This is a genomic window from Hymenobacter sp., assembly GCF_036388155.1.
GTDB lineage: Bacteria > Bacteroidota > Bacteroidia > Cytophagales > Hymenobacteraceae > Hymenobacter.
This window is the reverse complement of sequence record NZ_DASVSI010000118.1, coordinates 1-12,204: the sequence shown is the minus strand read 5'-3', so window position 1 is coordinate 12,204 and position 12,204 is coordinate 1. Positions and strand designations below refer to the sequence as shown.

At 61.6% G+C, this 12,204-nt stretch carries 12 protein-coding genes; 3 read left to right on the top strand and 9 right to left on the bottom strand.

Going from position 1 to position 12,204, the window contains the following annotated elements; genetic code table 11:
- Window positions 1–28 precede the first annotated feature (28 nt).
- The 7 genes from VF629_RS16145 to purH form a co-directional block, all read right to left on the bottom strand.
- The gene (locus tag VF629_RS16145) at window positions 29–745 is read right to left on the bottom strand and encodes a 3-ketoacyl-ACP reductase (protein ID WP_331059521.1); all 717 of its coding nucleotides are present in this window, start codon (window positions 743–745) and stop codon (window positions 29–31) included.
- A 177-nt stretch (window positions 746–922) separates the two neighbouring features.
- On the bottom strand, window positions 923–2,758 hold the full coding sequence (gene mrdA / locus VF629_RS16140; RefSeq protein WP_331059520.1) for a penicillin-binding protein 2: 1,836 nt from the start codon (window positions 2,756–2,758) through the stop codon (window positions 923–925).
- A 29-nt stretch (window positions 2,759–2,787) separates the two neighbouring features.
- Entirely contained in the window at window positions 2,788–3,084 is a 297-nt protein-coding gene (locus tag VF629_RS16135; protein WP_331059519.1) for a four helix bundle protein, read from the bottom strand.
- A 93-nt stretch (window positions 3,085–3,177) separates the two neighbouring features.
- A complete protein-coding gene (locus VF629_RS16130; protein ID WP_331059518.1) occupies window positions 3,178–3,684 on the bottom strand; it encodes a hypothetical protein in 507 nt (168 codons plus the stop codon).
- Between the two features lie 17 nt (window positions 3,685–3,701).
- Window positions 3,702–4,640, bottom strand: coding sequence for a rod shape-determining protein MreC (gene mreC, locus VF629_RS16125; protein ID WP_331059517.1), 939 nt, complete (start codon window positions 4,638–4,640; stop codon window positions 3,702–3,704).
- A 90-nt stretch (window positions 4,641–4,730) separates the two neighbouring features.
- Window positions 4,731–5,753, bottom strand: coding sequence for a rod shape-determining protein (locus VF629_RS16120; protein WP_331059516.1), 1,023 nt, complete (start codon window positions 5,751–5,753; stop codon window positions 4,731–4,733).
- Between the two features lie 452 nt (window positions 5,754–6,205).
- Window positions 6,206–7,741, bottom strand: coding sequence for a bifunctional phosphoribosylaminoimidazolecarboxamide formyltransferase/IMP cyclohydrolase (gene purH / locus VF629_RS16115; RefSeq protein ID WP_331059515.1), 1,536 nt, complete (start codon window positions 7,739–7,741; stop codon window positions 6,206–6,208).
- Between the two features lie 186 nt (window positions 7,742–7,927).
- Between purH and VF629_RS16110 the strand changes: the two genes are divergently transcribed.
- Genes VF629_RS16110 through VF629_RS16100 form a run of 3 tightly spaced genes read left to right on the top strand, consistent with a single transcriptional unit; the run spans window position 7,928 to window position 10,514 of the window.
- Window positions 7,928–9,136, top strand: a complete 1,209-nt coding sequence (locus tag VF629_RS16110; protein WP_331059514.1) for an acyl-CoA dehydrogenase family protein — start codon at window positions 7,928–7,930, stop codon at window positions 9,134–9,136.
- 23 nt (window positions 9,137–9,159) lie between these two features.
- A complete protein-coding gene (locus VF629_RS16105; protein WP_331059513.1) occupies window positions 9,160–9,915 on the top strand; it encodes a PIG-L deacetylase family protein in 756 nt (251 codons plus the stop codon).
- On the top strand, window positions 9,912–10,514 hold the full coding sequence (locus VF629_RS16100) for an SAM-dependent methyltransferase (RefSeq protein WP_331059512.1): 603 nt from the start codon (window positions 9,912–9,914) through the stop codon (window positions 10,512–10,514). Before VF629_RS16105 ends, VF629_RS16100 begins: the two co-directional genes overlap by 4 nt.
- On the opposite strand, the gene VF629_RS16095 is transcribed toward VF629_RS16100, so the two are convergent.
- Window positions 10,465–11,745: a glycosyltransferase gene (locus VF629_RS16095; RefSeq protein WP_331059511.1), complete on the bottom strand. Its 1,281-nt coding sequence runs from the start codon at window positions 11,743–11,745 to the stop codon at window positions 10,465–10,467. The genes VF629_RS16100 and VF629_RS16095 overlap by 50 nt on opposite strands.
- A gap of 293 nt (window positions 11,746–12,038) precedes the next feature.
- Window positions 12,039–12,203, bottom strand: a complete 165-nt coding sequence (locus tag VF629_RS16090; protein WP_331059522.1) for a LytTR family transcriptional regulator DNA-binding domain-containing protein — start codon at window positions 12,201–12,203, stop codon at window positions 12,039–12,041.
- Between the last annotated feature and the right edge of the window lies 1 nt (window position 12,204).

Here is a 12,204-nt window from a genome sequence, read left to right as displayed (position 1 = left end):
CGGGGTACGACCACGCTACAAGCTCACATTAGGGATTTGTCGACCACATGCCAGCCTCTTTAATGAAAATGCGGCGGTTCAATTTCAGCTGCGACACGATAAATTCGGCTAGGTCTTCGGGCTGCATCACCTTGTCGGGGTTGCCATCGGTGAGGCCGTTGCTCATGGCCAAGGGCGTGGCTACAGTGCTGGGTGTGAGGGCCGTCACGCGAATGTTGTGCTTGCGCACTTCCTGCATCAGGGCTTCGGTGAGGCCCATCACGGCGAATTTGGAGGCGCTGTAGGCGCTGCTGCCGGCGGCAGCCCGCTGCCCGGAGGTCGACGAAATGTTGATGATGTCGCCGGTTTGGCGCGAAATCATGTCGGGTAGCACGGCGCGGGTCACGTAGTACGTGCCGAACACGTTCACCTGAATGATGTGCTCCCACTGCTCGGGCTCCATCTCCAGGAACTTCGCGAAGCTGCCGATGCCGGCGTTGTTGATGAGAATATCGATGGGGCCAAGGTCCTGATGAATCTTGGCCACGGCCATGTTCACGGCGGTGCGGTCGGCCACGTCGGCCACTACGGTGGCCACCGCCCCGCCCGCGGCGATGATTTCGGCGGCTACTTCTTGCAAGTCGCTGTCGGTGCGGGCCAGCAGGCCCACGCTCACGCCTTCGGCCGCCAATGCCAGGGCCACAGCCCGGCCAATGCCTTTGCCTGCGCCAGTCACGAGGGCAACTTTTCCTTGTAGGGATTCCATGTGGATTTTGTTTTTGAGAGAACTTGCTTAGAGAGCGAAAGGTTGGCAAAAATTGCCTGTCATCCTGAGCTTGCGAAGGACCTTTCCACGCCAGAACCAGTCGTACCAGCCTGATAAGGTCCTTCGCAAGCTCAGGATGACAGGCGGCGGGTCACAACTTCCGCCCATGGCCGTGCCTCAGTGCAGGTGTTTGGTGAAGTCGCCGTACATCACCCAGTCTTCCCAGCGCTTGCGGTGGGTAGCTACTTTGCCCCGCAGGTACTTCTCAATCATCAAGCCGGCTGCCGGGGCGGCGCTGGTGCCGCCAAAGCCGCTGTTTTCGATGAACACGGCAATGGCAATCTTGGGGTCGTTCACCGGAGCAAAGGCGGCAAAGGTGGCGTGGTCGTAGCCGTGCGGGTTTTGCACGGTGCCGGTTTTGCCGGCCACCGAAATGCCAAACTGCGACAACGAAGCCAGGTTGCCGGTGCCGCCGTTGCCGTCGACCACCATCTGCATGCCGGGGATGATGTATTTGAACAGCGCCGTGTCGACGGCCGTGTAGTGCCGCTCCCGGAACTGCGGCATCGGGCCGCCGTTGCCAATGCCCCGCACGAAGTGCGGCGTGTAATAGTATCCCCGGTTGGCAATGGTGGCCAGCACGTTGGCCATTTGCAGGCCCGTGATGCCAATTTCGCCCTGCCCAATGCTGAGCGAATACACGGTTTTGAAGTTCCAGCGCCGGGTTTTCTTGCGCTTGTCGTAGTAGTCCGGCGAAGGAATAAGGCCGCGTTTTTCCTGCGACATGTCAACGCCCAGCTTCTCGCCCAGCCCAAAGGACTTCACCATCTTCTGCCACTGCCCCAGCCCCAGGTGAGCGTCTTCAAACCGGTCGGGCGACTGGCCCCGCACCACGGCGGCCCGCATCACCTGGTAGAAATACGGGTTGCAGCTCTGCTTGATGGCGATGCTCACGTTGCGCGGCGGCTCGTGGCGGTGGGTGCAGCGCACCAGCTTCTGGTTGCAGTCGAACGGCGTGTTGGGCGACACCACGCCCAGCTGCAGCGCCACCAGCTCGTTCACCAGCTTAAAGACCGAGCCCGGCGGGTACGTGGCCATCAACGGGCGGTTGAACAACGGTCGGTCAGGGTTATTGAGCAGGTCCATGTACCGGTTGCCCGAGCCTTTGCCCGTCAGCTGCTGCGGGTCGTAGTTGGGTACCGACACGAAGGCCAGGATTTCGCCCGTTTTGGGTTCGATGGCCACCACGGAACCGCGCCGGCCGGCCAGCAACTTTTCAGCGTAGGCCTGCAACTCCAAATCGATGCTCAGGTGCAGGTCTTGTCCAGCCACGGAGAGCGTGTCGAATTCGCCGTCGCGGAACTTGCCTTTTTCGATGCCGCGCACGTTCACCATCTTGTACTGCACGCCGCGCCGGCCCATCAGAATCGGCTCGTAATACGACTCCAGTCCCGAAATGCCGATGTTCTCGCCGGGGCGATACTTGGCGTATTTCGGCTTTTCCAAGAAAGCGGGCGTGATGGCGCCTACGTACCCCAAAGCGTGGGCCAGGTTGGGCGTGCGGTAGGCGCGGGCCATGCGTGGCTCGATGCGAAAGCCCGGAAAGTCCATTAGGTTGTCCTGAATGGCGGCCAAATCAGGTGTGGTCAGGTTCTGCACCACCGGCGACGGCTTGTTGCGGGAGTACTTCTTCGCTGCCACCAAACTCGACCGCAGGCCTTCGATGGGGATTTGCAAGAGCTGGCAAAAGCGGGCGCTGTCGAGCTGCTTCACCTCGCGCGGCACCACCACCAGGTCATACACGGGGGTGTTTTGCACCAGCAGCTGGTCTTTGCGGTCGTAAATCAGGCCGCGGTACGGAATCTGCACGAGGCGCTGCAGGGTGTTTTTGTCGGCCGCGAGCTTGTACGTACCGTCCAGCACCTGCATGAAAAACAGGCGGGCAAGAAAAATGAGGACAACCACCAAAAAGATGCCTTGCACCACGTATTTGCGGCCTTCCAGGTACTGCATTTTAACGGTTAATGATTAGCGGTTAATGGTTAATGAGCCTTGAGGTTTGCTTTGGCGGTTTTGATGGTGCTAGTCAGCATGTTTAGGAGTTCGACTGCATCTGTGCGCAAACTTTCTGCTTCATTAACCGTGAGATAATCCGTAGCGGCCAGTAACTCCAACCGGCACATTGTTTCGTTGATTTCCTTTTGAGCCACAGCCGTTTTGTGGATAAAATCGGCTTTGCTTTCGGCGTGCCCGGCTTCTCTAATCTGCTGCCCACCGAGGTTTCGCAGCGCAGCAATTGTTTCGCCAATACGTATTCCTTCTTGACAGCTTGTAGGCATTGAAAGAGGCGAACAATTCAAATCGCAAATTCAGATGATTTTTATTTTCAGCACGTCACCATTCATTTATCACTGACCCCTAACAATTTATCACTAATTCCGCCCCCGCCGGACCGGAAAGAACAACAGCTGCACAATCAACAGCGCGAGGCTGGTAAAGAGTGCACTCACCAGCATTTTGCCCAGCGTGAGGCCGATGTGGCGGAAGCTGCCCAGCTCCAGCAGGAAGAACGCCGCGTGGTGCAGCAGCACCAGCAACGACATGTATACGCCAAACCACTGCCAGCCCATCTGGTGCACGTTCACGGTGTCGGAGCTGTCGTAACCGTCGCGCGGCGTGAGCAGGCGCAGCACCCACGGGCGCACAAACCCCAGCAGCACGGCCGCCGCCGCGTGCAGCCCACCGGTGTCGTAGAAGATGTCAATGGTCAGGCCCATGGCGAAGGACAGCAGCAGCTGCACCACGATGGACGTGGAAATGGGCAGAAACAACAGAAAGCCCAGGTAAAAAAAGCACCAGCCCAAATCGAACAGCACCAGCCGGCTAATCAGGAGCACGTGCACGCCCGCGTACATCGCAAAGCGCAGCAGCTGAACCACTAAGAAACGCGCACTGCTCATGGCCGCGTCCCTCCCTTCGGCTTTGCGCCCGCCCGCACTTCCACGGTGTCGCGCTCGGCCTGGGGCCGGGGGGTCACCACGTACACGTAGTTGAGGTTGGCAAAATTGACGTTCAGCCGCACCCGCACAGTCCAGAAATTTTTGTCGGGCTCTTTCACAAACGAGTCAATTGTGCCGATGAAAATGCCTTCGGGGAAAACGGCGTTGTAGCCCGACGTCACCACGGTGTCGCCCTTCACCAGGCGGGTTTCGCGCAGCACGTTCTCGAGCGAGGCGTGGGTGGGGTCGTCGCCCAGCCAGCGAATGGTGCCAAACGTGCCGTCGCGCTTGATTTTGGAGGCAATGCTGGTCTTGGAATGCAGCAAGCTGGTCACCGTGGCGTAGTGCGCACTCACCACTTTCACGCGGCCCACCACGCCATTGGCGGCCACAACGCCCAAGCCCGGCCGCACGCCGTTGGCGCTGCCTACGTTCAACGTGAGGTAGTTATCCACATCGCGAAGCGTATTGTTGATAACTCGGGCCGGAATAAGTGGATAACTTGGGTCGCGGGCGGCAATGCGCTGCTGGCCGAGCAGTATTGTATCGGGCCGGGCTGCGGGCGGCTGGTAGCGCACCCGCTTCAGCGAATCGGCGCGGTCCGGGGGCACGGCCACCGAATCGGCTTCGCGGTCGACGGTGTCGGGCGGGTACAGCTGCTGGCGCAGGCTGGCGTTTTCGACAGCCAGCTGCTGGTTCATTTCCGCCAGGTGGAAGTAATCGATTATCTGCGAACGGCGCTCCAGCACTACTCCGGCGTAAGCATTCGCCGAACTGAAGAAAGCCGCTCGCTGGTAAGAATTGTTGGTGACGTACAAATACAAACTAATTACTTCCAACAAGCCAAACACCAGCACCCCGCGAAGGCGAAACAGGAAAAGAAATAAATTCCGCACGGGGTTTCTTTTAAGTAAGAATGAAGCATGAGGAAGGAAGAACTACCTGCTGGCAATTCCTCCTTCCTCATGCTTCATCGCTCATACAACTTAAGTGAGCAGAACGCCTCTGAAGGCTTTAATGTCCTTAATGGCCTTGCCCGTGCCGCGCACCACGGCGCGCAGCGGGTCTTCGGCAATGTGGATGGGCAGCTTGGTTTTGGCGGCCAAGCGCTTGTCCAAGCCGCGCAGCAGCGCCCCGCCGCCGGTGAGGTGAATGCCGTTTTCGTAGATGTCGGCCGACAGCTCGGGCGGCGAGATTTCGAGGGCCTTCAGCACGGCTTCCTCGATTTTGGCCACTGACTTGTCGAGGGCAATGGCGATTTCCGAGAACGTGACTTTAATAACCTTCGGAATGCCAGTCATTAGGTCGCGGCCACGCACTTCGTGGTCGGGCGGAATCACGTCGAGTTCGGTGAGGGCGGCGCCCACTTCAATTTTGATGCGCTCGGCCGACCGCTCGCCAATGAGCAGGTTATGCTGCCGGCGCATGTAGTCGAGAATGTCCTGGTTGAAGACGTCGCCGGCCGTTTTGATGGACTGGTCGCACACAATGCCCGAAAGCGCGATGACGGCGATTTCGGTGGTGCCGCCTCCGATGTCAATAATCATGGAGCCAATGGGCTGCTCCACGTCGATGCCAATGCCGATGGCGGCGGCCATGGGCTCCTGAATCATCCACACTTCCTTGGCGCCGGCGTGCTCGGCCGAGTCACGAACGGCACGTTTCTCCACCTCCGTAATGCCCGACGGGATGCAGATGACCATGCGGTGCGAGGGCTGAAACAACCGGTTGCGCGTGTCAATCATCTTAATCATGCCCTTAATCATTTCCTCGGCGGCATGGAAGTCGGCAATCACCCCATCTTTGAGCGGACGGATGGTGCGAATGTTGTCGTGCGTTTTCTCGTGCATCTGCTGAGCCTGGCGGCCCACGGCGATGACTTTGTTGGTCGTGCGGTCTTTGGCGATGATGCTCGGCTCGTCCACCACGATTTTGTCGTTGTGGATGATTAGCGTATTGGCCGTGCCCAAGTCGATGGCGATGTCGCTGGTGAAATTAAAGAAACCCATTGAGTTAGCTGCAATAAGGCGGAGCCCAAGTAGTGGGCTGAGCAGAATAATGGGCAAAGGTACGGAAGGTTTCGGCGGAGGTTAAGCATAACTTCCGGGCCGGCTGCCCTTTGCCACTGCGGGGCGGAACCGAATCAATTCGCCCCAGTCTCGCCGAGCATCTGTCTAAATTGATAAAGCTTTTTTACCAAAAAGCCCCGGCACTGCGCAGTGCCGGGGCTTTTCATATCATTCAAGTGCCAGGTACTTACAGAGCGACTGCCACGGTCTTCGACCTCGCACTAACAGAAGGCAGCCGGGCCGAAAGCTTGGAGCAAATTCGGAGGCCGTGTACAGTAGCGCGAACTTTGTAGTTCGCGTGCCCAGCGGATACTTTCGAACGGTTTTAACGGCGCGGGCACGCGAACTACAAAGTTCGCGCTACAGCTAACCTCCGCCTTTCAATAACTGGCCTAGTGCTTGAAGTGGCGTACGCCCGTGAGCACCATGGCCATGCCCAGCTCGTCGCAGGCCCGGATGCTGTCGGCGTCTTTGATGGAGCCGCCGGGCTGCACCACGGCCCGAATGCCGGCTGCCCCGGCAATCTCTACGCAATCAGGGAAGGGGAAGAAGGCATCGGAGGCCATCACGGCGCCGTGCAAATCGAAGCCGAAGGCGCGGGCTTTCTCGATGGCTTGGCGCAGGGCATCGACGCGGGAAGTTTGGCCGACGCCCGAGGCGAGCAACTGGCCGGCGCGGGCCAGCACGATGGTGTTGCTTTTGGTGTGTTTGCAAATTTTGCCGGCAAACTCCAGGGCGGCTACCTCCGCGTCGGTGGGCGCCGACTGCGTGACGGTCCGGAAATCGTTGGGGCCTTCGCTCTGGAGGTCGGCGTCCTGCTCGATGATGCCGTTGAGCAGCGTTTTCACTTGCTTTTTGGGAAACTCGACTGGCTTTTGCAGCAGCAGAATACGGTTTTTCTTGCTCTGGAGCACCGGCAAGGCGTCGGCGGCGAATCCAGGGGCAATCAGCACCTCGAAGAATAGCTGGTTCAATTCCGCCGCCGTGGCAGCGTCTACTTCCTTGTTGACGATGATAACGCCACCAAACGCCGAGGTTGGGTCGCAGCTCAGGGCGTTGACGTAGGCGTCGCGCAGGGTGGACGCTTGGGCCACGCCGCAGGCATTGGTGTGCTTAAGAATTGCGCAGGCGGGCTCGCCCTGGACAAACTCAGCCATCAGGGCCACGGCGGCGTCCACGTCCACCAGATTGTTGTAGCTAAGCTGCTTGCCGTGCAGCTGGTCGAACAGGGCCGACAAGTCGCCGTAGAAGGTGCCGGCTTGGTGGGGGTTCTCGCCGTAGCGCAAGGGGGTAGCGGGCTGAGCGCTGATGCGCAGCGCGGTGCCGGCTACTTCTGTGTGCTGGCTGAGGTAGCCAAAAATTTCGGTATCGTAGTGCGAAGTCGTGGCGAAAGCCGCGGCGGCGTAGTGGCGGCGGTCTTCCAGGTCGGTGCTGCCGTTTTTGACAGTGAGCAGCTCCGTGACGGCGGCGTACTGGTCGCGGCTGCTGATTACCAGCACGTCGCGGTAGTTTTTGGCGGCGGCGCGCAGCAGGGAAATGCCGCCGATGTCAATTTTCTCGATGACGTCGGCTTCCTCGGCGCCGCTGGCCACGGTTTCCTCGAAGGGATAGAGGTCGACCACCACCAAATCGATGGGCGGGATGCCGTGCTGCTCGGCCTGGGCCAGGTCGCCCTCGTCGTGGCGCCGGTGCAGGATTCCGCCAAACACCTTGGGATGCAGGGTTTTTACGCGCCCTCCGAACACTTCGGGAAAGCCCGTCAGGTCTTCCACGGCGGTCACGGCGGCGCCTTCTTCTTCAAGAAATTTCTGGGTGCCGCCGGTGGAGTACAGCGTCACGCCGTGTTGCCGCAACACTTGCACAAGGGGCGCAAGCCGGTCTTTGTGATACACGGAAAGCAACGCGGCGCGAATGGGGCGAGACGACATAAACGAACAGAATTAGGTGGGCACAATTGCCGCCGCGAAGGTACGGCGGCCGCCCGGCGAGTGTCGGGCGCTCATGTTACCGAATTGTTACCCCCCTTCGGTTAACCTCGTCAATACGGCTTTACCTGAACAATGGAGCGGTTTTAACGGTATAGCTTATTCCTCCTCCCACCTTTCCGCAACGTCATGTCCCTGGATTTCCTACCTCGCGCTAGCGCCGAGCCAGCCGAACCTACGGCCGAGCCGGCAGCACCGCCCAAGCTGCACGCCGTGGCCACTCCGGCCCAGGCCGAAGCGGCAGCCATTCGGCTCGCCCCGCGGCTGTTTGCTCAAGCCGGCGAAACCGACGTGGTGGGCTCGTTCCCGACCAAGGAATTCGAGTGGTTGCACGCAGTCGGCTTGCTGACAGCGGCCTTACCCGCTATGGTTGGTGGGGCCGGGCTGAATACCTCTGCTGCTACCTTGCCCCTGCTGCGCACGCTGCAACACGTTGGGCGGGGAAACTTGGCGGTGGGGCGCGTATACGAAGGGCACATAAATGCGCTTTTGCTTATTCAGCAGTTGGGCAGCGCTACGCAGGTGGCGCGCTACGCGGCCGATGCCCGCGCCGGCCGCCTATTTGGGGTGTGGAACACCGAAATTCCGGCCGATGGCGTGCACCTGGAGTTATTGCCCACGGGCCGCTACCGCCTGCGCGGCGCCAAAACGTTTGCCTCGGGGGCGGGGCACTTGGCGCGGCCGCTCATCACCGGAGCGCTACCGAACGGACAGGGTTGGCAGATGTTTGTGCTGCCAGCCGACCGCCAGCCCCCGCTGCTCGACCGCTCGTTTTGGCGGCCGTTGGGCATGCGGGCCACGGCGAGCTTCCGCGCCGATTTGACCGGGTTGGAAATTGGGCCCGAGGACTTGGTTGGGGCACCCAACGACTATTACCGCCAGCCGGCGTTCAGCGGCGGAGCCATTCGGTTTGCCGCCGTGCAGCTGGGCGGGGCCGAAGCGGTTTTTGAAGAAACGCGCAACTTTCTGCGCGGCCTGGGCCGCACCGATGACCCCTACCAGCGCCAGCGGCTCGGCGAAATGGCCATTGCCCTGGAAAGCGGCCACCAGTGGGTACGCGGCGCGGCCGCACACGCCGCCCGCCCCGGCGCAAGTGCCCCTACCGAAGCCGAAGCCACCGTGGCCTATGCCAACATGATGCGGACGGCCATCGAAAAAATTTGCCTCGACATGCTGCAGCTGGCCGAGCGCAGCGTGGGCGCCCGGGGCCTGCTCCAGCCCCTGGCCTTCGAGCGGCTGCACCGCGACTTGACCCACTACCTCCGCCAGCCCGCGCCCGACGGCGCCGTAGCCGATGCCGGCCGGTTTGTGCTGGAGGGCCACAACTTCATCAACTAGGCCCGTACCAAAGCCGCTGCACGTTGGCCGAAAACACCCTTCCTTTTGCTGAATACCCGTTGCGCCCAGCCAGCTTTGCCGCGGGCTTGGGTTCCACAGTAATTGTGGCACCGCACCCCGACGATGAAGCGCTGGGCTGTGGCGGGCTGCTGGCCCTATTGCGACGCGAGGCCCTGCCAGTGGCTGCAGTGCTGGTGAGCGATGGCAGCATGTCGCACCCCGCCTCCAAGCTGTTTTCGGCGGCAGCGCGGCAAGCCGTGCGCGAAGCGGAGTTTCGCCACGCGCTCACCCTGCTCGGCTGCGACGGCGCCGAGTCGCTGCTCCTGGGCCTGCCCGACGGCCAGGTGCCCGCCACAACTGATGAGCCCGGCTTTAGCTCAGCAGTGAAACGGCTGCGGGCGTTTCTGGAAGAGCAACAGGCGGCCACGGTGCTGGTGCCCTGGCGGCGCGACCCCCACCCCGACCACCGCGCCACCAGCCGGCTGGTGCAAGCCGCGCTACTGGCCATGCCGCAGCCGCCGCGCCGGCTCGAGTACGTGGTGTGGACCTGGGAGCGCGCCGAGCTAGAGGACTTGCCCACCGCCGCCGACGGCGTGCAGGGCTTTCGGGTAAACATCGAAGCGGGACTGGGCCAGAAGCTGCGCGCCGTTGCGGCCCACCGCTCGCAGGTAGCGCCCGGCATATTCACCGACGACCCTTCCGGCTTTTTGCTTTCGGCGGAAATGCTGGCCCATTTCGAAACGCCGTACGAAGTCTTTTTCGAAGCAGTAACAACATGAACGAGAACCAGCCCCACACGCTACGCTCGGATTATTTCGACCAGGTGTACCAAGCCAACCGCGACCCCTGGAATTTCGAAACCAGCCCCTACGAACGGGAGAAATACGCCGCCACGCTGGCCGCGCTGCCTCGGCTGCACTACGCGGAAGCTTTTGAAATAGGCTGTTCGCTGGGGGTGCTCACGGCGCAATTGGCGCTGCGCTGCGGCCACCTGCTGGCCGTGGACGTGAGTGAAGCCGCCCTGACCCAAGCCCGGACCCGGTGCGCCAACCTGCCGCAGGTTGACTTGCAGCTGATGCACGTGCCGGAGGAGTTTCCCAGCCAATTATTCGATTTGATAGTGGTGTCGGAAGTGGGTTATTATTGGTCGGCTGCTGACTTGGGCCGTGCGGCCGGCCGGCTCATTGGCGCCCTGCGGCCCGGTGGCCAGCTACTCTTGGTGCACTGGACGCCGCCCGTCCACGACTACCCCCTGACCGGCGACGACGTGCACGAGTTTTTCCTTGCCAAAACAGCCCCGGAGGAACAAGCACCATTGCTTCATGTAGCTAAGCAACGGCACGAAAACTATCGGCTTGACTTGCTGGAGAGACGCTGATTAAGGCCAAATCATTGGCTATAAACTCGTAATGCTTGATTAGCCGCGGCAGCGCCAACAAGGCCAACGACAAGGGCAGGACATCCACGGCGGTGTTCCGGCTCTGCCGAAGCGCCCATTCCCAGAGTTTCCCGAACGTGGCCGCCGTTTGGGTGCGGGCCAGCAGCGCGCCGGCCCGCACGCCCAGCCCGGCCGCCAGCGCCGGGTGCGTGAGCACCGGATGGCTGTTCCAGTACGCCCGCAGCTGGCGCCGCGCTTGCCACAGCGTGGCCAGTTGGGCGGGGTTGTCCACGTGCGGCTCGCGCTGCTGGCGGCTCATGTGCAGCCATTCGCGCAACTGCCAGGAAAGGCCCACCTCCACGCGGCCCTGCCGGCGGGCCGAGGTGAGCACTTGCACCAAGGGGCTGTGGCGCACCGTCAAATCGAGCCGGCGCAGGGCCTGGCACAGGGCTTCGTCTTCCAGGAAACGGACTTCGGGCAGTCCGCCCACCTTGCGGTAGGCCCGAACGGTGAGGGCCAAACTGGCCCCAAAGTGCTGGTGGTGCCGCGGCCACGGGTCGGCCAGCGCGGGGTCAAGCAGGTCTTCCAGCCGCGCGCAGAGTTGGCCGTACGCTGCGTCGCGCACCTGAATGCGGCGCAGCGGCAAAAGGGCGGCGCCCGCCATTTCGGTGAGGATGCGGCCGCCCACGGCATCGGCCCCGGCCGCAATTTCGGCCTGAATGGCGGCCAGCCAAGTGGGCGCCACGTAGGTGTCGGCGTCGGTGCTGGCAACCACGCCGCCGGGACAGCCCATCAGTTCCAGCCGGGCGCAGGCTTCGTCCATGAGCAGGCGGCGCGCGCAGCCCACGTGGGCTTTGGTGGCAGGCAAGCACAATTCGGCCACGTGCAGCACCAGCTGGGGGAAACGCCGCGCTTGCCGGCGCACCAAGGCCGCGGTGGCGTCGGTGCAGTTGTTGGCCAGCACAATTACCTCAAAGCTGTCGGGCGGCAAGGGGCGTCCGTCGGCATCGACTTGGGCGGCTAAAGCTGCAAGTGTGGCGGGCAGGTTGGCTACTTCGTTTTTGGCGGGAATGATAACGCTTGCCCGCAGGGCCGCGCGCGGCGGCGGTAACTGCCGCTGCAGCAGCTGCGCGTGGCGTCCGCGACGTGGCGCGGTGCTAGCCGGGGAAAAAGGAAAAGTAGCAATGGCCTCGTGGGAGCCGAGGAAGCGGGCAGGCGTAGCGTGAGTCATCAGTTCTCTCTACGCCAGCACCTAGCAAAGGATAGTGTTTAGCTTATCCCGAGTCACTTGCCGAATTGCTCGTACTGAACCGTGGGCCTAAGCTTTTGTTCTCAAAATCAAGCCGTACTCACTACCCCGCTATGGCCAAAATCTTATTGCTCGAACCAGATAATATTACCTGGAGAGTAGTGCGGTCAAGCTCTTACTTTGGTACAGGGGCGCTCGTGGGCCCGGAAGCGCACATAAGCAAGCAGTTGGGCGTGGCAACGCCGGAGCCCTGCAATGCCGTTCTGGCTGACGCTTTAGCCCAGCACCTCCTCTACCCGGGGGCGGAACAGCGGGCCGATGGGCAGCTCTTGCTGGGCAATTTCGATGTGGCGGGCGCTGTAGGTCCGAATCTTGTCCAGGGCCACGATGAAGGAGCGGTGAATGCGCAGGAAATTGCTGACCGACCGCTTTTCCCCCATG

Excerpts from the sequence above, each read along its gene's own strand:
- VF629_RS16145 (WP_331059521.1), bottom strand. The coding sequence starts at position 745 with ATGGAATCCCTACAAGGAAAAGTTGCCCTCGTGACTGGCGCAGGCAAA.
- mrdA (WP_331059520.1), bottom strand. The coding sequence starts at position 2,758 with ATGCAGTACCTGGAAGGCCGCAAATACGTGGTGCAAGGCATCTTTTTG.
- VF629_RS16135 (WP_331059519.1), bottom strand. The coding sequence starts at position 3,084 with ATGCCTACAAGCTGTCAAGAAGGAATACGTATTGGCGAAACAATTGCT.
- VF629_RS16120 (WP_331059516.1), bottom strand. The coding sequence starts at position 5,753 with ATGGGTTTCTTTAATTTCACCAGCGACATCGCCATCGACTTGGGCACG.
- purH (WP_331059515.1), bottom strand. The coding sequence starts at position 7,741 with ATGTCGTCTCGCCCCATTCGCGCCGCGTTGCTTTCCGTGTATCACAAA.
- VF629_RS16110 (WP_331059514.1), top strand. The coding sequence starts at position 7,928 with ATGTCCCTGGATTTCCTACCTCGCGCTAGCGCCGAGCCAGCCGAACCT.
- VF629_RS16100 (WP_331059512.1), top strand. The coding sequence starts at position 9,912 with ATGAACGAGAACCAGCCCCACACGCTACGCTCGGATTATTTCGACCAG.
- VF629_RS16095 (WP_331059511.1), bottom strand. The coding sequence starts at position 11,745 with ATGACTCACGCTACGCCTGCCCGCTTCCTCGGCTCCCACGAGGCCATT.
- VF629_RS16090 (WP_331059522.1), bottom strand. The coding sequence starts at position 12,203 with ATGGGGGAAAAGCGGTCGGTCAGCAATTTCCTGCGCATTCACCGCTCC.